The 20,237-nt window shown below is 60.2% G+C and carries 19 protein-coding genes; 10 read left to right on the top strand and 9 right to left on the bottom strand.

Annotated elements, in window-relative coordinates:
• Nucleotides 1-29: 29 nt before the first annotated feature.
• Nucleotides 30-392, bottom strand: a complete 363-nt coding sequence (locus AB5287_RS03670) for a metallopeptidase family protein (protein WP_007053570.1) — start codon at nt 390-392, stop codon at nt 30-32.
• A 154-nt stretch (nt 393-546) separates the two neighbouring features.
• Here AB5287_RS03670 and AB5287_RS03675 point away from each other — a divergent pair, with 154 nt between their 5' ends.
• Entirely contained in the window at nt 547-1,353 is an 807-nt protein-coding gene (locus tag AB5287_RS03675) for an HAD-IIB family hydrolase (RefSeq protein WP_368220674.1), read from the top strand.
• Nucleotides 1,354-1,362: 9 nt separating this feature from the next.
• Nucleotides 1,363-2,085 (top strand): ComF family protein, encoded by a 723-nt coding sequence (locus AB5287_RS03680; RefSeq protein WP_007051906.1) that lies wholly within the window; start codon nt 1,363-1,365, stop codon nt 2,083-2,085.
• Here AB5287_RS03680 and AB5287_RS03685 read toward each other — a convergent pair.
• The 4 genes from AB5287_RS03685 to glgB all read right to left on the bottom strand — a co-directional run bounded on the left by AB5287_RS03685 (nt 2,001) and on the right by glgB (nt 6,538).
• Nucleotides 2,001-2,387 (bottom strand): LexA family transcriptional regulator, encoded by a 387-nt coding sequence (locus AB5287_RS03685; RefSeq protein ID WP_007058417.1) that lies wholly within the window; start codon nt 2,385-2,387, stop codon nt 2,001-2,003. The genes AB5287_RS03680 and AB5287_RS03685 overlap by 85 nt on opposite strands.
• 67 nt (nt 2,388-2,454) lie before the next feature.
• Nucleotides 2,455-3,528 carry a cell wall metabolism sensor histidine kinase WalK gene (locus tag AB5287_RS03690; RefSeq protein WP_007053568.1) on the bottom strand — a complete coding sequence of 358 codons (1,074 nt, stop codon included), beginning with the start codon at nt 3,526-3,528 and terminating at the stop codon, nt 2,455-2,457.
• Nucleotides 3,528-4,250, bottom strand: coding sequence for a response regulator transcription factor (locus tag AB5287_RS03695; RefSeq protein WP_007051909.1), 723 nt, complete (start codon nt 4,248-4,250; stop codon nt 3,528-3,530). The genes AB5287_RS03690 and AB5287_RS03695 overlap by 1 nt, the downstream gene beginning before the upstream one ends.
• A 35-nt stretch (nt 4,251-4,285) precedes the next feature.
• On the bottom strand, nt 4,286-6,538 hold the full coding sequence (gene glgB / locus AB5287_RS03700; RefSeq protein WP_007055110.1) for a 1,4-alpha-glucan branching protein GlgB: 2,253 nt from the start codon (nt 6,536-6,538) through the stop codon (nt 4,286-4,288).
• A gap of 177 nt (nt 6,539-6,715) precedes the next feature.
• Between glgB and AB5287_RS03705 the strand changes: the two genes are divergently transcribed.
• Together AB5287_RS03705 and ispF are read left to right on the top strand one after the other, a co-directional pair.
• On the top strand, nt 6,716-7,309 hold the full coding sequence (locus AB5287_RS03705) for a CarD family transcriptional regulator (protein WP_007053566.1): 594 nt from the start codon (nt 6,716-6,718) through the stop codon (nt 7,307-7,309).
• A 108-nt stretch (nt 7,310-7,417) separates the two neighbouring features.
• Entirely contained in the window at nt 7,418-7,942 is a 525-nt protein-coding gene (gene ispF / locus AB5287_RS03710) for a 2-C-methyl-D-erythritol 2,4-cyclodiphosphate synthase (protein ID WP_014485748.1), read from the top strand.
• Between the two features lie 51 nt (nt 7,943-7,993).
• Here ispF and AB5287_RS03715 read toward each other — a convergent pair whose 3' ends face one another.
• The 3 genes from AB5287_RS03715 to AB5287_RS03725 form a co-directional block, all read right to left on the bottom strand.
• The gene (locus AB5287_RS03715) at nt 7,994-8,827 is read right to left on the bottom strand and encodes a metal ABC transporter permease (RefSeq protein ID WP_007051913.1); all 834 of its coding nucleotides are present in this window, start codon (nt 8,825-8,827) and stop codon (nt 7,994-7,996) included.
• A 66-nt stretch (nt 8,828-8,893) separates the two neighbouring features.
• Nucleotides 8,894-9,784 carry an ABC transporter ATP-binding protein gene (locus AB5287_RS03720; RefSeq protein ID WP_007053564.1) on the bottom strand — a complete coding sequence of 297 codons (891 nt, stop codon included), beginning with the start codon at nt 9,782-9,784 and terminating at the stop codon, nt 8,894-8,896.
• Nucleotides 9,785-9,956: 172 nt separating this feature from the next.
• Nucleotides 9,957-11,153, bottom strand: a complete 1,197-nt coding sequence (locus AB5287_RS03725; RefSeq protein ID WP_007053563.1) for a metal ABC transporter solute-binding protein, Zn/Mn family — start codon at nt 11,151-11,153, stop codon at nt 9,957-9,959.
• Nucleotides 11,154-11,256: 103 nt separating this feature from the next.
• On the opposite strand from AB5287_RS03725, the gene AB5287_RS03730 reads away from it, so the two are divergent.
• The 6 genes from AB5287_RS03730 (at nt 11,257) to pyk (ending at nt 19,407) form a co-directional block, all read left to right on the top strand.
• Complete coding sequence (locus AB5287_RS03730) at nt 11,257-12,132, top strand: bifunctional methylenetetrahydrofolate dehydrogenase/methenyltetrahydrofolate cyclohydrolase (protein WP_007053562.1); 876 nt, start codon at nt 11,257-11,259, stop codon at nt 12,130-12,132.
• A gap of 119 nt (nt 12,133-12,251) precedes the next feature.
• Nucleotides 12,252-13,727: a 30S ribosomal protein S1 gene (rpsA, locus tag AB5287_RS03735; RefSeq protein WP_008782799.1), complete on the top strand. Its 1,476-nt coding sequence runs from the start codon at nt 12,252-12,254 to the stop codon at nt 13,725-13,727.
• Nucleotides 13,728-13,901: 174 nt separating this feature from the next.
• Nucleotides 13,902-14,519: a dephospho-CoA kinase gene (gene coaE, locus AB5287_RS03740; RefSeq protein ID WP_007051918.1), complete on the top strand. Its 618-nt coding sequence runs from the start codon at nt 13,902-13,904 to the stop codon at nt 14,517-14,519.
• A gap of 11 nt (nt 14,520-14,530) precedes the next feature.
• On the top strand, nt 14,531-16,642 hold the full coding sequence (gene uvrB / locus AB5287_RS03745; RefSeq protein WP_007051919.1) for an excinuclease ABC subunit UvrB: 2,112 nt from the start codon (nt 14,531-14,533) through the stop codon (nt 16,640-16,642).
• Nucleotides 16,643-16,810: 168 nt separating this feature from the next.
• Nucleotides 16,811-17,797, top strand: coding sequence for a TerC family protein (locus AB5287_RS03750; RefSeq protein WP_007051920.1), 987 nt, complete (start codon nt 16,811-16,813; stop codon nt 17,795-17,797).
• A gap of 167 nt (nt 17,798-17,964) precedes the next feature.
• Nucleotides 17,965-19,407, top strand: a complete 1,443-nt coding sequence (pyk, locus tag AB5287_RS03755) for a pyruvate kinase (RefSeq protein WP_007055467.1) — start codon at nt 17,965-17,967, stop codon at nt 19,405-19,407.
• Nucleotides 19,408-19,554: 147 nt separating this feature from the next.
• Here pyk and AB5287_RS03760 read toward each other — a convergent pair whose 3' ends face one another.
• Nucleotides 19,555-20,154, bottom strand: a complete 600-nt coding sequence (locus AB5287_RS03760; protein ID WP_007051922.1) for an NUDIX hydrolase — start codon at nt 20,152-20,154, stop codon at nt 19,555-19,557.
• Nucleotides 20,155-20,237: the final 83 nt, after the last annotated feature.

Consider the following 20,237-nt stretch of genomic DNA (forward strand, 5'->3'; position numbering starts at 1 on the left):
TATTACAAGTGACACGGCCCGCAGTGTTGTCACAGGCCCCAGTCGGGGTCGATTTCCTCGGGCCTGCGCCCATACAATTCCGCTATGCGGGCCACCAGCTCATCCCTGACGGCCAATTGCAGTTCGAGCTTGGTAGGTGCCTCGGTCTGCAACGGCATGCGGTAGAGCACGACTCGTGCGGGAATGCCGTGGCTGGCGGGGAAGCACTGGGACGTCATATTCGGCTCGGTCTGCCAAGGCGTCGGATCCGAAGGCGGCACATCCTCCACCGCGAACTGGAGCGGACGTATCAGTTCCGGCCACGCTTGGCCGAGCCTGCGAACCTGGGCCGCCACCATATCGTCGAACATGCCGGTGCGAGTGCGGTAACGGGGCAGACGGGTGCCGAACATCGGGGTTCGTGTGCCGCGACCGTGGCGGTTGCGGTAGATTCGTGCGTTCCAAGGTGGCTGAAGCATGGTTCCCACCATAGGGCATGGCGGAGGCAACATGCGTTAGGATTGGTTCATTGGCTGTGAACATTCGTCAACGAGGGAGGCACGACAAATGGTGGTACGTTCGTGGTCCGAACTTGATTTCGATAATGTCTGCTCCAACGCCAAGGTGTTCGGTTTCGATTTGGACAACACACTGGCCAGCTCAAAACAGCCGATGAAGCCCGCGATGATCGAACGGTTCTGTGCGTTGCTCGACCATACGGTGGTGGCCCTGATCTCAGGGGGCGGCATGGCGGTGGTCACCTCGCAGGTGCTGGATGTACTCACCCCGAATGCCAGGCGCGGCAATCTGCATGTCGTGCCTACCTCCGGCTCCCGGTATTACCGGTGGGATGGCACGCAATGGGCCTTGGTGTATGCGCATGATCTGTCCGAAGCCACCGTGGCCGCTGTCTCGGAAAGTCTTGAGCGACATGCCCGGGAACTGGGATTGTGGGAACAGCAGGTATGGGGGCCTCGAATCGAGAACAGGGGCAGCCAGATCACCTTCTCCGCTCTTGGGCAGTTCGCGCCCGTAGCGGCCAAGCAGGCATGGGATCGCGATAACACGAAGAAACAGGCGCTGGTCGAAGCGGTCAAGGCCGATCTGCCGCATATGCGGGTCAGGGCCGGCGGATACACCAGTGTGGATGTCAGCGAATGCGGCATCGATAAGGCCTATGCCGTGCGCAAGCTGACGCAGACACTTGGCATACGGGCCGATGAAATGGTGTTCGTGGGTGATCGCATGACGCCTACGGGTAATGACTATCCCGCGGTTGAGGCCGGTGCGATCGGTGTTCGTGTTGAGAATCCGCAAGATACGGTACAACTGCTGGATGCACTGCTTGCGCGATTCGATACTCCAGCTCGATAGTGACGCGTTATGGACGGGCCGAGCGTATACAAGTGGTGGCATGCGATGTGGGCACAGGTCTGCAATCTGCTGTTTCCACGCGGCTGCGCTGGGTGTGACGCGCCGGATGAGGTATTGTGTGCGGCATGCTGGGCCCTGTTCGCGCAATGCCGGGAACGGGATGCAGACAGTGGTGGCGGAGCCCGTATATGGTCCGCATCGATTTATCAGGGAGCGGTACGTCGTGCCATTCTCGACTGGAAGGACCACGACGATACCGAGCTTGACGGCCCGTTCGGCCGCATCATGGTGTCGCTGCTGAACAAGACGCCAATACCATCATCATGCTTGGGTCATCGCGTATTGGTGGTTCCGGTGCCATCATCGCGGGCGTCAATGCGCCGAAGAGGACGTGCCCATACGGCACCGTTGGCCAAATCGGTGGCAGGGGCATTGCGTGGGTACGGCGTCGATGCGCGACCATGCAATGCCCTGAGCTCCTCCACCAAGGCACGCTCCGTGCAGCAGGTCTCTTCGGCACAGCGTGCCCGTCGTATCACCGGTCATGTCAGGGTGAAGCGTGATCTCATCGGCAATGGCGACGCGGTGCTTCTCGTTGATGATATCGTCACCACAGGTGCCACTGTGCGGCAATGCGTTCAGGCGTTTCAGCAGGCCGGCACCAAGGTGGTGGGCGTGCTGGTATTGGCGGATGCCGTGGTGCGACGGTCCGATGACGATATCAACGGGTGAATGACATCGGTTACGATGCCCCAGATAGCAGGCGAAGCGCCGTTGCTCGGCATGTAATCGGGGTATCGCGGATTCTCGGCGTGCAATATGGTGATGCCGGCCCGTGAAACCAGCCGCTTGATGGCGATTTCGTCGTCCATGACAGCCGCAACCACATCTCCGGGGACTGGTGTTAACGAACGATCGACAATCAGCAGATCGCCGTTGTGAATACCGGCATTGATCATGGAATCGCCGGCCATCTGCATAACAAACAGCGTGGCCTCGTGCGCCATGGCCTGTGACTCGGATTGCTGTGTCATGCTGCGCCTCCCACCCTGTATTCGAACATCTGTTCGAATACAGTATACGGTAGGACGTCGGACAATATCAGCGTTCGGCGATGTGATATTTAGGCAGGATGATTTCGAAATCGGCACCTCGCGTGTCGTCGACCACTTTGACGGTGCCACCGTGCAATTGGGCCGCCCAGCGCGCGATGGACAGGCCAAGACCGGTGCCGCCCGACTCGGTGCCGGGACCCGTCTTGCCTTTGACAAAGCGCCGGAAGATGTCCAAACGGTCGGAAGGCGCAATCTGGGAGCCGAAATTCACCACATTGGTCACGATGGTGCCTTGGTTTTCGTCCTCGTGGGCGTCGACCAGCACGGTGGTGCCGTCGGCCGAATGTTTCAGCGCGTTGGCGATGATGTTGGTGAATAGCTGGCGCAGGCGGTCCTGATCGCCTTCCATCGTGATGTCGGCCGGCACGGTGACGCGGATGTCGTGGGCGTGGCCACCATCGGCGATTTCCAACGGCTCGATGGTCTCGTCAAGAAAGTCGGCGAAGTTGAACTTTTCGATATTCAGACTCGCCGCACCGGCCTCCATACGGCTCAGGTCCAGTAGGAAGGCGATGAGATCGGAGAGACGCTGCGTTTGGGTGAGGATGCTCTCCAGATTGGTGGGAGTGGGCTCGGTGACGCCGTCGGCCATGTTCTCGACCATCGCCTGCAAAGCGGAAACGGGCGTGCGCAGCTCATGGCTCACATTGGCGATCATGTCGCGGCGCATTTTATCGGCATGCTCGAGTTCGCCGGCCATCTCGTTGAACGAGCGAGCCAGCTTGCCGACCTCGTCATGACGATCCTGATCGATATCCACGCGGACCGTGTAATCGCCATCCGCCATGGCTTCGGCCACATCGCGCATCTGGCGTAGGGGAGCGGTGATGCCGCGAGAGAAGAAATAGGTGATGCCCAAGGCCACCACCAAAGTCAGCGGCATGGCGATCCAACCGGACCAGCCGAATTTCAGGAGGAACCAGCACATGGCAAACGCGATGGCAGTGGCGATAACGATCAGTGCGCTGAGTTCCAGCTTCAGAGATGAGAACAAATCAACCGGCTTGACGCGAGGTTTCATCGCATCAAGCCGGGATTGCTGTTGTTTTTTGGATGCCATCACGCGGTCGGCGGCTCGAAAGCGTAGCCCACGCCATGCACGGTGCGGATGGTATCGGCACCGAGCTTATGGCGCAGCGCCTTGACGTGGCTGTCGACGGTGCGGGTGCCGGATGCGTCGACCCAGTCCCAGACCTCTTCGAGCAGCTTTTCGCGGGTGAGCACCGACTTCGGGCGGCGGGCCAGCGTGGCCAGCAGATCGAACTCGGTGGGGGTCAGATGCACCTGTTCGCCGTTCACGGTGACGATGCGCTGGGCCGGGTCGATGACCATCGAACCGAAGTCGAGCAGCTTCTCGTTCTCCGAGTTCTTGGCGATGACCTTCGCACGCTCCACGCGGCGCAGCAGCGCCTTGCAGCGGGCGATAAGCTCGCGCATGGAGAACGGCTTGGTCATGTAATCATCGGCACCCGCTCCCAGACCGATGACCTTGTCGGCCTCGTCATCACGTGCGGTGAGGATCAGCACCGGCACCGGACGTTCGGCGACGATGCGTTTGGTGGCCTCTAGACCATCCATAACCGGCAGCATGATGTCCATGATCACCAGATCGGGGCGTAGCTGGGACGCGGCCTGGACGGCGGAAGCGCCGTCCCCGGCCACGCGAGCGGTCCATCCTTCAGCGGTGATGCGCTGGGCGATGGCCGTGGCGAGCGTGGGCTCGTCCTCGACCACCAGCACCGTGCGCGGTGTCGTATTCTGACGCGCTGTGGTATTGAGCATAAATAAACCGGTTACCTTTCAGCCTGTTGACCAGTTCAGTCTTCCGGCTTCAAGAATACAACTCCCAGAGCCGGAACGGTGATCTTCGCCGAGAACGGACGTGAATGATATTCGCCCTCGACCGCTTCGAAGGTGCCGTTGTGGATGTCGGAGCCGCCGTACTTGGCGTCATCGGTGGTGAACACTTCGGTCCACTTGCCGCCGGTGGGCAGCGCCACCTGGTAATCGGACCAGGCCTCACCGGAGAAGTTGACCACCACGGCCAAGGTCTCGCCCTTGGTACCGATGCGCAGGAAGCTCAGCGTGTTGTGGTCGGCATCGTCGCTGGTCAGCCACTGGAAGCCGGCCGGGTCGAAGTCCTGGCTCCATAGTGCCGGATGCGCCTTGTAGAAGGCGTTAAGGTCGGCGACCATGGTCTGGACCTGACGGTGCTCCTGCCAGTTCAGGCAATCCCAATCGATGGAGGCGTCGTGATCCCACTCGCCCCACTGGGCCAGCTCGTTGCCCATGAAGGAGAGCTTCTTGCCTGGGTGAGCCCACTGATAGGCGAACATCGAACGCACGCCGGCCAGCTTCTGCCAGTCATCGCCCGGCATCTTGCCGTACAGGGAACCCTTGCCGTACACGACTTCGTCGTGGCTGATGGGCAATACGTAGTGTTCGGAGTAGGCGTACACCATGGAGAAGGTGATCTCGTTGTGGTGCCACTTGCGGTTGATGGGCTCCTCGTGCAGATACTCGAGGGTGTCGTGCATCCAGCCCATGTTCCACTTCATGCCGAAGCCGATGCCGCCGGCGGAAGTGGGGGCGGTGATGCCCGGCCATGCGGTGGACTCCTCGGCGATCACCATGACGCCGGGGTTGTTCTTGTACGCGGTGGCGGTGGCCTCCTTGAGGAAGTCGATGGCCTCCAGGTTCTCGCGTCCGCCGTAGATGTTCGGGCGCCAATGGCCGGGTTCGCGGCTGTAGTCGAGGTAGAGCATGGAGCTGACGGCATCCACGCGCAGTGCATCGACGTGCAGGTCCTCAAGCCAGAACAGGGCGTTGGCCACCAGGAAGTTGCGTACTTCGCGGCGTCCGAAGTTGAACACATAGGTGCCCCATTCAGGGTGTTCGCCGCGCAGCGGGTCCGGGTCCTCGTACAGCGGGGTGCCGTCGAAGCGGCCGAGCGCGAAGGCATCCTTCGGGAAGTGGGCGGGCACCCAGTCCATGATCACGCCGATGCCGGCCTGATGGAACTGGTCGACCAGGTAACGGAAGTCGTCGGGGGAACCGAGACGGGAGTCGACCGCATAGTAGCCGGTGACCTGATAGCCCCAGGAGCCGGAGAACGGGTGCTGGGCCAGTGGCATGAACTCCACGTGGGTGAAGCCTTCCTGCTTGACGTAGTCCACGAGCTGCTTGGCCAGGTCGCGGTAGGTCAGTCCCTGCCTCCAGCTGCCGGCGTGCACCTCATAGATGGAGACCGGGCCATCATGCGGGTTGGTGGTGCGGCGGTGCTGCATCCAGGCGTCATCGTTCCACTTGTAGGTGGATTCGGTGACGATGGAGGCGGTGTTCGGCGGAACTTCGTGCTGACGCTCCATCGGGTCAGCCTTCATCTCCCACGTGTAATTGGCGTTCAGGATCTGGAACTTGTAGGTCTCGCCCGCGCCGATTCCGGGGATGAAGATCTCCCACACGCCGGAGGAGCCGAGCTCGCGCATGGCATGACGGCGGCCATCCCAAGCGTTGAAGTTACCGACTACGCGCACGGCATGGGCGTTCGGGGCCCACACGGAGAATGCGGTGCCTACCACCTGTTCGCCGGGCGTGCCGTCTGCGCCGCCCATCGGATCGTCATAGCGCAGCACATGCGCGCCAAGCGTCTCCCAGAGCTTCTCGTGACGGCCCTCGCCGAACAGATAGGTGTCCATGTCACCGACTGTGGGCATATAGCGATATGGGTCGTCCTCAATGAGCACTGCGCCGCTTTCCCACTCGGTCCTGACACGGTAGTCGGGAATCGTGGGCTGCTTCTTAGTGCCGGAAGCCGGCACGGTAACCACGAACACGCCGTTGTATTCGTGGGTCATCGGGTATTCGCCATCCTGGGTGAGGATGGTCACGGACTTGGCAAGCGGACGCAGCACGCGGATTGTGGCGGTGTCGGCATGCTTGCCGATGCCGAGATGCCCGCCGAGAACTCCGTGGGGGTTGTAGAATTCAGCATTGCTCGTCGCATCGAGGTCGCCTTGGGCGACAGGCACGGTGACGGTATCTTCCTTGATCTTCGTTTCTTCAGCCATGTCCCAAAGTCTACGTGCGTTGAAGTCGAAAACGCTACATTGGCGCGTCGAAAATGGCGAATTCTTGCCCTTTTCGTTGTGTTTCCGTGGTTGTGAGCGCTCTCATAGGGGTGGTCCAGACCGCATGGCATAATTATTCGAGTTTTCGTGTGTAAGCCGTCAGTTCTCGGAGGGTACATGTCTTACAAAGTCGGCGATATGGTCGTCTATCCGCGTCATGGTGCAGCGAAGGTGGAGGCCATTACCGAGCGGACGGTCAAGGGAGTGACGCGCGAATATCTGCAGTTGTCCGTACTCTCTTCCGATGGTTTGGTCATCAACGTTCCCGTGGACAATGCCAAGAAGGTCGGTGTGCGTGACATCGTCTCCGCATCCGAAGTGGCCAAGGTGTTCGGCATCCTGCGGACCCCGATCATCGAGAAAGAGATGAACTGGTCTCGCCGTTACAAGCTGAACGTCGAAAAGATCGCCACCGGCGATGTCAACAAGATCGCCGAAGTGGTTCGCGATCTCGCCCAGCGCGATGTCGACGAGCACGGCCTGTCCGCGGGCGAGAAGCGCATGCTCACCAAGGCCCGTGCCATTCTGACTTCTGAGATCGCCTTGTCCGAGAAGATCGACGAGGCGGAAGCCCAGCGTCTGCTCGACGTGAATCTGGGCTACGAGCCCGCTCAGCCCGGTGACGACAAGCATCACACCGCCGAGCCCGAAGAGGCCGCGGCCGATACTTTGGCTCGTGTTGAAGCCGAGAAGAAGTCCAAGAAGAAGTGATTTGATTGTTTTGAGGCCCCGGTCGTGTCCTTATGCGATGCGCCGGGGCTTCGTGATTCATAATCGTTTGCTGCCGTTCGTCTGGGCAACGCCATCGAAGGGGACTGCATGGGGTCTGTAGGAGTGCTGATAGGGCAAGGTTTTGACGCTCACCGTTTTGCGCCTGCTGGCTCAGGCCGTGAACTGTGGATTGCCGGGCTCTACTGGCCGGTGCCTGATTCATGCAGCGAGGCCGATGCCGCCAAATACGAGGGGATCGAAGGCGATTCCGATGGCGATGTGGCCGCGCACGCTCTGATTGACGCGTTGCTTGCCGCCGCCCGATTGGGAGACATTGGTTCACTGTTCGGTGTCGGTGCGGACGCGCATGGTGCCGGAATGCATGGCATCGATATGTTGCAAGAAGTTGTGGCGCATCTGGCATCCAACGGGTATACGCCGGCATCGGCCTCGGTGGCGATCATCGGCAACCGCCCGAAAATCGGCACACGCCGTGCTGAAGCCGAAGCCGCCCTGTCTGCGGCGGTTGGTTGCCCGGTATCGGTTACTGCCACCACCACCGACCATATGGGATTCACTGGCCGCGGCGAAGGCATCGCCGCCATCGCCACTGCCTTGGTGGAGAAGATATAACAAAGCCCCCGCTATGAATTCGCCAGCGGGGGCAAGAAAAAATGGATGAGATTACTTCCGCATCGTCTCCACGGCTTTGGCGATAGCCCAGAACAGGGTGGAAAGCGTCACGATGATGAAGCTCGGGGGAGCGGGGAACATCGCCGACAGCACGAGTCCGGCCCAAATCGACACCAAGCACAGCACGCTGGCGATCACCATTGCCTTGAATGGGGAGCCGGCCAGAATATTGGCGGTGGCCGCGGGCGTAATCACCAGTGCGAAAATCAGCAAGGTGCCCACTGCCGGCACGGCGATGGTGATCACACCGGCCATAATCGCCATAAACGCCACGTTCATCAGCCCGATCGGCACACCCTTGGCCTGTGCCACCTGCTCATCCAGCGAGCTGAACAGCAGCGGGCGGTAGATGATGGCCAACAATGCCAGCAGCAGTACGTCGAACACGGCGAAGCCGATGATCTGGCCGGTGGTGATGGTCAGGATCGAGCCGAAGAGGATCGACTGCATCTGCTGGGAGGCGGAACTCGACAATCGCGCGAAGAACAGACCCAAGCCGGTGGCGAAGGCCAGCACGGTGCCGGTGGCGATTTCACGCTCGGAAACGCGCTTGCCCAAAGCACCGATCACCAGTGCGCCGCCCAGTGCGAACACGCCCATGCCCAGTGACACGGGCAGGCCGAGCAACACCGCGCCGGTCGCGCCCGGCAGACCGATATGGGCCAGCGCATGGGCCGCGAAGGTGGAACGACGGGCGATGGTGAAGTATCCCATGACACCGGCGGCTAGGGCAATGCACAGGCCGGCGATGAAGGCGTTGGTCATGAATGGAGCGGACAGTGTATCCAGCCATTCGGGATCATACGAAAAGTTGATGGTGCTCATGTCTCTGTATTTTCTCCATGCCTGAGCTGCAGTCCGTTGATGGGCTGTGGGTCGGCTCGCTTGATGTTATCGATTCTCGGCGCTGATGGCGGCACTGCCATTGGTGGCATTGCCGTGCTCGTGATGGTGCAATTGCGCCACTTCGGCTGCCGTGTGCATATCCTGCGGCTGGTCCTGGAGCTCATCCGGCGTCGGGGTCACGAACATGTCTCCCTGCGGAGTGGTGACCACCTGCACCTGTGTGCCGTAGAGGTGGGTGAGTAGGTCGGAGTCGAGCACTTTGTGCATATCGGCGTAGTGCGGGTGACCGTCGAGCAAGTAGACGGCACCGGTCAGAATCGGCAAGAGCATATTGAGATCGTGCGCAACCACCTGGATGGTCATGTTCAGTTCGCGGTTCAGCTTGGCCAGCACGTGTACGGTGGCGCGCTGACTGGCCAGATCGAGGTTGGCCAACGGCTCGTCAAGCATCAGCAGTTGTGGGTCGCACACCAACGCCTGGGCGATGGCCACACGCTGGCGCAAACCGCCGGACAGTTCGGACAGACGGTACCGCGCCTTGTCGGCGATGCCGGTGAACTCCATCGCCTCGAGCGCTTTGGCTTTCTGGGCCTTGGTGATGGGGTGGATGCCGAATCGGGTGCCGGTCAGGCCCAGCAACACGGATTGTTCGGCGGTGAGATTGGAATCGACATTCGCCACATAGCTCTGCGGCACATATCCGATGCGTTTGTTCATCTCGCCTGCGGGCTTGCCCAGCACGGTCAGGCTGCCATGACAGAGCGGCAAAAGGCCCAGCTCGGCCCTCATCATCGTGGTTTTGCCGGTGCCGTTGGTGCCGACGATGGCCGTGACCGAACCGGTGGGAATGGCGAAGGTGCCATGCTGCCAGATGATATGGTCGCCACGCTTGATGGCGGCATCGCTGAACACGATGCAATCGGAAGTTTCACTCATAACGCCCGATTGTGGCAAACGATGCTGACAATCGTTCTCAATATCGTGTACGGATGGTGATAACCAAAGAGAAGGGTTGTGCGGCCATCTCGACAATGGTCGCACAACCCTTCTCATGCAAGGCGTCTATTGGCATTGGCACGAATCCGATGCCGGTGTCCTTTGCTTCTAACTATTTGCCGGAGTCGGTCTGGTCGTTGCCGGAGGCATCGCCGGAATCGCCATTGGCGGCATCGGCCTTTGCCGAATCCTGAGATGAGTCACTGGATGCGGCCGCCTTGCACTGACGGATGTACTTGGGGTCCGTGCTGGAACCGGTGCTGGCCTTGGAGTCTTGCGCATTGGCATCATCCGTGGCGGAGCCTTCGGCGCTGGAATCATCGGAATTCGCGTTGCTGTCCGCGGTATCGCCGTCCGTGGCGTCTTCGCAGCCATAGCTTGGATCCACCGCGTCGATGATGGTGTTGATGAGCTGGTTGATCCAGGCGTTCAGCGTGTCGGCGTCCTTGGGCATTTGTTCGGAGACGTCGACTACCGGCACATCGGCGCGACCGGCAGCGCCAGTGATCATATTGGTCGCGTCACTGGCTTCCTGCGTGTTGTTGACCAGCACATCCACGCCCTTGTCTTCGATGAGTTTCTGGAAAGACTGCAGGTCCGCGGGTGCCGGTTCGCCGCCGGAAGCGGTCGATTGCGTATACCCCTTGGGCGTCTGATCTTTGAACCCAAGATCGGCCATCAGATAATAGACCACGGGTTCGGTGGCTGCATAGGTGAGGTTGGAGTGGGACTTGGTGAACTCGGACGCCCATGTTTCCAACGATTTCTCGTCCGCCTGCCATGCCTTGAGCCGCTTCTGGAAGGCTTTCTTCTTGCTGGGGAGTGCCTTTATATATGCATCGGTGATGGCCGTGGCCATGCTGGATCGAGCGTCTTTGGAGAACCACAGATGCGGGTTATCGCCCTCGACGGCACCCATGACGGAAGCGGCGGATACGATATTCGTGGTCTTGGTCATCGATTTGGTGGCCCAGGAATCGTAGCCCGCACCGTTGGCCACGATGATTTGGGCCTTGGACAGCTTGGCGACATCCGAGGTCTTTGGCTCGAAATCGTGGGCATCCACATTGGTGGAGTTCACGATGGACGTGACTTCCACATCATCGCCGCCCAGCTCGGCGGCCAGCGAGCCCCATTGATTGAGGGAGGCCACCACATTGATCGGCCCGGTCGGTGCGGGAACGCTGGTCTTGTTGTCCGGCTCGGTTTCAGCGGGGGAGGTGGCTGCGCATGCGGTGGTCGCGAACAACAGGACGGCGCTCAGGCCGGCTGCGGCGAGTCGCGTAAGTCGTGTGATTTGAGTCCCCATGGCACGCCTTCTTCGTGAGAGCGAACGATATATAATCCTGACTTGTTCCAACGATAGCCTATCGTTTCGATAGAATGCACCGAAACTACAGGGGAGGGCGTTGATGTCCACAAAAATCGACGGTAAGCAGATTGCGGCCGAAATCAAGACCAACCTTGCCGAGCGAGTGAACAAGCTCAAGGCGCAGGGCATCCAACCGGGGCTGGGCACGCTGCTGGTGGGCGAGGACCCCGGGTCGATGAAGTACGTGGCCGGCAAGCACGCCGATTGCCAGGAAGTGGGCATTACCTCAGTCAAGAAGGAACTGCCGGCGGACGCCAGCTTCGACGACATCGCCGCTGCCGTACGCGAACTCAACGAAGATCCGGCTTGCACCGGGTTCATCGTCCAGCTGCCGTTGCCCAAGGGCATCAACGAGAACGCGATCATCGACATGATCGACCCGGCCAAGGATGCCGACGGCATGCACCCGTACAACCTTGGCGAACTGGTGCTGCATGTGCGCGGCGACATTTCGACGCCGCTGCCTTGCACTCCGCGCGGTGTGCTCGAGCTACTCGACGCCTATGACATTGATCTGAACGGCAAGGAAGTGTGCGTGCTTGGCCGCGGCATCACCATTGGCCGCACGATTGGCCTAATGCTCACGCGCAACGCCGTCAACGCCACCGTCACCCTGTGCCACACCGGTACCCGGGATGTGGCCGACCACATGCGCCGCGCCGACGTGATCGTCGCCGCAATGGGTTCGGCCGGATTCGTGACGCCCGACAAAATCAAGGACGGCGCCGTGCTGGTCGATGTGGGCGTCAGCCGCGTCTACGACGAAGAAGCCGGTCGCTACCGCATCAAGGGCGACGTGGACAAGGCCTGCTACGACAAGGCCTCCGCCTACACCCCCAACCCCGGAGGCGTGGGTCCCATGACCCGAGCCATGCTCCTAGCCAACGTCGTGGAAATGGCCGAACGACACGCCTAGAGTTTCCTAGGAAATTTGGGCAGAGTTGCTTGTATTGTGAGTATCTGTATGCCTGTAGGGTGTGCGTATAACTGAATATCGAGAAATTATCCATCCACTATTAGAAACCATATATTTACATGGCAGAGAACAACACTGAAGTCACCAAGGTTGCCATCAACGACATCGGCACCGAAGAGGACTTCATCAAGGCAGTCGATTCCACCATCAAGAACTTCGATGATGGTGATCTGGTTGAGGGCACCGTCGTCAAGATCGATCACGACGAAGTCCTCCTGGACATCGGCTACAAGACCGAGGGTGTCATCCCCTCCCGCGAGCTTTCCATCAAGAAGGACGTTGATCCTGACGAAGTCGTCGAGGTCGGCGACACCATCGAGGCCCTTGTCGTCACCAAGGAAGACAAGGAAGGCCGTCTGATTCTGTCCAAGAAGCGTGCCCAGTACGAGCGCGCCTGGGGCGACATCGAGAAGATCAAAGAAGCTGACGGCGTCGTTGAGGGCACCGTCATCGAAGCCGTCAAGGGCGGCCTCATCGTCGACATCGGTCTGCGCGGCTTCCTGCCTGCCTCCCTCGTTGAGATGCGTCGCGTCCGCGACCTCTCCCCGTACATCGGCCAGAAGATCAAGGCCAAGATCCTTGAGCTCGACAAGAACCGCAACAACGTGGTCCTGTCCCGTCGCCAGTACCTCGAGGAGACCCAGTCCGAGGTTCGCGAGACCTTCCTGTCCCAGCTCAAGAAGGGCCAGATCCGTGAGGGCGTGGTGTCCTCCATCGTTAACTTCGGCGCTTTCGTCGATCTCGGCGGTGTTGACGGCCTGATCCACGTTTCCGAGCTGTCCTGGAAGCACATCGACCACCCGTCTGAGGTCGTCAAGGTCGGCGACAAGGTCACCGTCGAGGTGCTCGACGTCGATCTCGACCGTGAGCGTATCTCCCTGTCCCTGAAGGCGACTCAGGAGGATCCGTGGCAGCGCTTCGCTCGCACCCACGTTCCCGGCCAGATCGTCAAGGGCAAGGTCACCAAGATCGTCCAGTTCGGTGTCTTCATCTCCGTCGAGGACGGCATCGAGGGCCTGGTGCACATCTCCGAGCTCGCCAACCGTCACGTCGAGAACCCGGAGACCGTGGTCAAGCCGGGCGAGACCGTGTTCGTCAAGGTGATCGACGTCGACCTCGATCGTCGCCGCATCTCCCTGTCCCTCAAGCAGGCCAACGACTCCGTTGATCCGGCTTCCGAGGACTTCGATCCGGCCATCTACGGCATGCCGGCCGAGTACGACGAGCAGGGCAACTACAAGTACCCCGAAGGCTTCGACCCGAACGCCAACGAGTGGATCGCTGGTTACGAGAAGCAGCGCGAGGAGTGGGAGTCTCAGTACGCCGCCGCTCACGAGCTGTGGGAGGAGCACAAGGAGTTCGTGGCCAAGGAGCTGGAGAACGCTGCCGAATCCGCAGCCGCCGACGGCCAGGGCCCGAAGGAAGAGAAGCCGGTCGAGGAGACCTCCAACTACTCTTCCGCTGCTCCGACTACCGGTACCCTCGCCGACTCCGATCAGCTCGCCGCCCTGCGCGACCAGCTGCTCGGCAAGTGAGTTTGCCGCGAAGCTAGCGCTTAGCGTTTAACGGAAACCCGGTCCGATTGGGCCGGGTTTCTTGTGTTTTTGGAGTTATCCGCCAATGACTCCCCTCAGTCTCGCTACGCGAGCCGGCTCCCCTCCCTGAGGGGAGCTGTCGGCGATAGCCGGCCGAGGGGAGCGCCAGCTATCATGGGCACCATGATGCGAATAGGACTGACCGGCGGCATCGCCGCGGGCAAAAGTACGGTGGCGGCGCAACTCAAGCAACTCGGCGCGTTGCATATCGACTACGATGCGCTGGCGCATCAGATCGTCGAACCCGGGGGAGTGGCGCTGCCACAGATCGTCGCCGAGTTCGGTCCTGATGCATTGCTCGCCGATGGCACTATGAACCGGCCATGGATTGCCGATCATGTCTTCGGCGCGAACGCCGCGCCGGGCGCACGTGAACGGCTCGACGCCATCGAGCACCCATTGATCTATGCCGAGGCGGCGCGACTGGAGCATGAGCACCCCGAGGCAGCCATCATCATTCACGACATTCCACTGCTCGCCGAGGTCATTGACGATATTCCATTCGCCTTTGACCATATCGTCACGGTCGAAGCTCCCGTGTGCATGCGGCTCGACCGTATGGTCGAGGAACGCGGCATGAGCCTGGAACAGGCCGAGGCCCGCATCCGCCACCAATCCAGTGAGGAGGAGCGGCGGGCCATAGCCGATATCGTCATCGACTCCACCCATCCATTGCCCGAGATGCTGGCCCAAGTGGGTGAGATATACGCAGGATGGTGCGCAGGTCGCTAAGATGAGGCCCTATGGGATTCAATATCGAGCGCGCGGACAAGCCTTTCGTCGTCAAATCGCCATATAAGCCATCCGGCGACCAGCCGCAGGCCATCGCCGAACTGGCCGAACGCATCGAAAACGGCGAGAATGATGTGGTTCTTATGGGTGCCACCGGTACCGGCAAAACCGCAACCACCGCCTGGCTGATCGAAAAGCTGCAGCGACCGACCCTGATTATCGAGCCCAACAAGACGCTCGCTGCGCAGCTATGCGCCGAATTCCGCGAACTCATGCCGGACAACGCCGTGAGCTACTTCGTGAGCTACTACGACTACTACCAGCCCGAGGCATACATCCCGCAGACCGACACCTATATAGAAAAGGACTCCAACATCAACGACGATGTGGAGCGCCTGCGCCACCAAGCCACCGCAAACCTGCTGACCCGCCGCGACTGCGTGGTTGTGGCCACCGTCTCCTGCATCTACGGCTTGGGCACGCCGGAAGAATACGCCGGTCGCATGCTCTTCCTCAAAGTCGGGCAGGAAATCAACCGCGACGACCTGCTGCGCCAATTCGTGGCCATGCAGTACAAGCGCAACGACATCGCCTTCACGCGCGGCACCTTCCGCGTGCGCGGCGATACGGTCGAAATCATCCCGGTCTACGAGGAACTGGCCGTGCGCATCGAATTCTTCGGCGACGAGATCGACCGCATCTCCACGCTGCACCCGCTGACCGGCGACGAGATCGACGAGGAAAACGAAGTCCACATCTTCCCGGCCTCCCATTATGTGGCCGGCCCCGAACGCATGGAACGGGCGCTCAAAACCATTCGCGAGGAACTCGACGAACGCCTGGCAGAACTGCGCAAACAAGGCAAGGAGCTGGAAGCGCAGCGCCTCAACATGCGCACCACCTACGATCTGGAAATGCTCACCCAAGTTGGCGTGTGCTCAGGCGTCGAAAACTATTCGCGCCACTTTGACGGCCGCGCCGCTGGCACCCCGCCGCACACGCTGCTCGACTTCTTCCCTGACGACTTCCTGCTGGTCATCGACGAATCACACGTCACTGTGCCGCAGATCGGTGCCATGTACGAGGGCGATGCCTCCCGCAAGCGCACGCTGGTCGAACACGGCTTCCGCCTGCCCTCCGCGATGGACAACCGACCACTCAAATGGCCGGAATTCCTGCAGCGCGTCGGCCAGACCGTGTACCTGTCCGCCACGCCAGGCGACTATGAGATGGGACTGTCCGATGGGGTGGTCGAACAGATTATCCGCCCAACCGGTCTGCTGGACCCGAAGATCGACGTACGCCCGGTCAAGGGGCAGATCGACGATCTGCTCGCCGAGATCAAGGCCCGTGTGGCCAAGAACGAGCGCGCGCTGGTCACCACTCTGACCAAGAAGATGGCCGAGGACTTGACCGACTATCTGCTGGAACGCGGCATCAAGGTCGAATACCTGCATTCTGATGTGGATACGTTGCGCCGCGTCGAACTGCTGCGCATGTTGCGCGAAGGCAAGATCGATGTGATTGTCGGTATCAACCTGCTGCGTGAGGGCCTCGATTTGCCGGAAGTATCGCTGGTGGCGATTCTTGACGCCGACAAGGAAGGATTCCTGCGCTCCTATCGTTCGCTCATCCAGACCATCGGCCGTGCGGCCCGAAACGTGTCCGGCACGGTGATCATGTACGCCGACGAGACCACCGAAGCCATGCGGCAAGCCATCGACGAGACTGACCGTCGCCGCGCCAAGCAGATTGCCTACAACCAGGAGCATGGCATCGATCCCAAGCCCCTGATCAAGAAGATCAGCGACGTCAACGACATGCTCGCCAAGGAGGATGTGGACACCCAGACCTTGCTTGAAGGGGGCTACCGCAACGCGGGCAAGGCCGGCAACACGCACCTGGGCGTGCCGGTACTCGATCCCAACGAGGCAGACAAACGCCACGAGGAGATCCTGAAGGCCGGCCTGCCCGCGCAGGACCTCGCCGACCTGATTCGCCAACTGAGCGAACAGATGCACACCGCCGCCGAACAACTCCAGTTCGAACTTGCGGCCCGTCTGCGCGACGAGATCCGAGACCTCAAAAAAGAACTCCGTCAAATGACGGAAGCCAACAAGTAACCAAATTCCCATACCCGAGGCGGGCAGTCAGGGGATGCGTTGTCGACCGTAAAGACTTGGCCTGAGCGGCCCGGAGCGTGTCGAACAACACATCCCCTGACTGCCTGGCGATCAGCGCTACCGGAACGGCCCCAAAACCGTCACATACATAAGTTAGTGTAGGGAATCATGGCAGAAACCCCACTCGCATTTGAAATCATCACCTTCGTGGTGCTCGCGTTGTTCTTTATCGTCGACCTGTTCGTCATCGGGCGTCGACCGCATGTGCCCTCCACCAAGGAATGCGTGCAGCATATCGCCTTCTTCGTGGTTATGGCGCTGATCTTCGGCGGATGCATCTGGTTCTTCGCCGGCTCCAAGCCCGCCATCGAGTTCTATTCCGGCTGGCTCACCGAATACTCGTTGTCCATCGACAACCTATTCGTGTTCGTCATTATCATGTCGAACTTCGCGGTGCCCAAGCAGATTCAGAAGTATGTGCTGTCCATCGGCATCACCATTGCTTTGATTTTCCGTGGCATTTTCATTCTGATCGGCGCGGCCCTGATCTCCCGCTTCACGTGGGTGTTCTTCCTGTTCGGTGCCTTCCTGATCTACACCGCCGTCAAACTGGTGCTCGGCGGCGATGAAGATGAGGAATATCACGAGAACGGCATCATCCGTAATCTGCGCAAGATCATCAAGATTACCGACGACTACGACGGCGAGAAGCTGCGCACCACCAAGAACGGCGTGCGTTACTGGACCCCGATGCTCATCGTGTTCCTGACCATCGGCACCACCGACGTCATGTTCGCTTTCGACTCGATTCCCGCGATCTTCGGCCTGACCAAGGATCCGTTCCTGGTGTTCACCTCCAACGTGTTCGCACTGCTCGGCCTGCAGCAGCTGTACTTCCTGCTGGGTGCTCTGCTCGACAAGCTCGTCTACCTGCCTGCCGGCCTGTCCGTGGTGCTGGGCTTCATCGGCGTCAAGCTCATCATGGAGGCCCTGCACGGCAATACCTTGCCGTTCATCAACGGCGGCGAAGGCGTCCATTGGGTGCCGGAGGTGCCCACATGGCTGTCGCTGGCTGTGATTGTGCTCGCAATTGGCGGCGCATCCGTGGCTTCCGTGATCAAGATGAAGAGCATGGAAAGCGCTGAAAAGGCCTGAAATCGTTAGAGAATACAACCCTTAAACCCAGTCAACACAACAATGTGAGCGCTCACAACACACCGTGAAGAAAACTTGTCATGAGTCGGCTCGCGCTAGTAGACTGGGTTTCGGCAAATGGGGCAATCGCGCCTCGAACCAAATTGAACAAGAATAGGCAGGCATTCATGCGTAAAGCCAAGATCGTAGACACCATCGGTCCTTCCACCGAGGATTACGACAACCTCCTGAAGCTCGTTGAAGCTGGTATGGACGTTGCTCGTCTGAACCGCTCCCACGGCACCCCCGAGGATCACCTCAAGGTCTACAACAACGTGCGCAAGGCCAGCGAAGCCACTGGTCGCAACGTTGCCGCGCTCGTTGATTTGCAGGGCCCGAAGATTCGCTGCGGTTGGTTCAAGAAGAACGCCGATGGCGAAGACAAGGTTCAGCTGCAGCTCGGCCAGGAATTCGTCATCACCACTGATGACGTCGAGGGCGACGAGCACATCACCTCCACCACCTTCAAGGGCCTGCCGGGCGATTGCCACCCGGGCGACCCGATCCTGATCGATGACGGCAAGGTCCGTCTTGAGGTCACCAAGGTCGAGGGCAACAACGTGTACACCAAGGTCGTCGTGGCCGGTCCTGTGTCCTCCCACAAGGGCATCAACCTGCCGGGCGTCGCCGTCTCCCTGCCGGCTCTGACCGAGAAGGATGAGGCCGACCTGCGTTGGGCCATCCGCACCGGTGCCGACATCATCGCCATGTCCTTCGTGCGTTTCGCCACCGACATCGACCGCGCCCACGAGATCATGGACGAGGAAGGCCGTCGCATCCCGATCATTGCCAAGATCGAGAAGCCGCAGGCTCTGGAGAACCTCGAAGAGATCGTCAAGACCTTCGACGGCGTCATGGCCGCCCGTGGCGACATGGCCGTTGAGTGCCCGCTGGAAGAGGTCCCGCTGGCCACTAAGCGCATCATCGAGCTGGCTCGCCAGTACGCCAAGCCGGTCATCGTGGCTACCGAAGTCCTCGGCTCCATGGTGAACTCCCCGGTTCCGACTCGTGCAGAGGCTTCCGACTGCGCCAACGCCATCCTCGACGGCTCCGACGCCACCATGACCTCCAACGAGACCGCCGTTGGTAAGTACCCGGATGTGACCGTGGCCACCATGGCCCGTATCTCCGGCTACGCCACCGACCACGGCTTCGACCGTATCCCGGAGCTCAAGAACCTTGACATGTCCTCCACCGGCGCTGTCTCCTCCGCCGCTGTGGACCTGGCCGACAAGCTCAACGCCAAGGCCATCGTTGCTTACACCCAGACCGGCGCCACCGTGCACCGCGTCTCCCGTGAGCGTCCGGCCGCCCCGATCTACGGCCTGACCAGCAACGAGCACACCTACCACTGGCTGGCTCTGTCCTGGGGCACCGAAGCCTTCCTGCTCAAGGAGGACTACCACGACAAGTCCCGCAAGGATCTCATGGTCTACACGGACAAGGTCCTCAAGGATGCTGGCAAGGTTGCTGACGGCGACAAGATCGTCATCCTGAGCTCTGCTCAGGGCGATCACCAGCCGGGCCGCACTGACTCCATCTACGTGCACACCGTTGGCGCTTGCGACTGATTTCAGGCTTCTGGTAGCTGCTGACAGCTAGCATATAGCACACGAAAGCCCCCATCCAAAGTGGATGGGGGCTTTCGTTATCTGTTATGTTGCGATTGTGTGGTGATTGCAATGGCCCACAGTCACCGCGGTGATCGAGCGTGGCGATCAGTCGTTGAGATGATCGAGCGTGCCGCTCTTCAGGCGCAAAATGGCGACCATGGTCTTGGCATCCACAATCGTGCCATTGACCACCATCTCATAGGCATCGTCCACCGACACCATACGCACGTCGGAACGCGGAGTCTCCGGGCCGATTTCCTGACGGGAAGCCGGGGTTAGACCGGTGGCGAAGAAGATTGCGGTGTGCTGGGTGGAATAGCTCGGCGTGTTCATAAAACGGGTGAACTGCGTAAGCTTGGTGGCGTCGAAACCGGCCTCTTCGGCCAGCTTGCGCTTAGCTACATCGGTCGGGCGTTCGGACGGGTTGTTGGCGTGACCGGCCGGAATCTCCAATGTCCAACGATGGTTGGCGATGCGATACTGCTCGACCAGCGGAATCATGCCATCATCGGTGACGGCCAGCACAGCCACAGTGTCGCCATTGTTCTCCTGAACAAAGTAGCGTTCAAACGAACCGATTTGATTCGACTCATAGGAGACGTGATCGACATTGAAATAATGCGTCTCCACAATCTGTCTACGGGAAATCTCCTTGACCGGAGAGGGGCGCCAGGGATCGAACTGACGGTAAGTTTCGTTGCTCATAAGCCCTCCTAACAAAAGCGATACATCGAAACTACAGCCCATTGTAAGCGGTGAAACCACGCAGGAGAACGGGCAACACACGG

The sequence above is a fragment of the Bifidobacterium sp. RTP21102st3_E2_RTP21102_210122 genome, from assembly GCF_040916945.1.
Classification (GTDB): domain Bacteria; phylum Actinomycetota; class Actinomycetes; order Actinomycetales; family Bifidobacteriaceae; genus Bifidobacterium; species Bifidobacterium longum.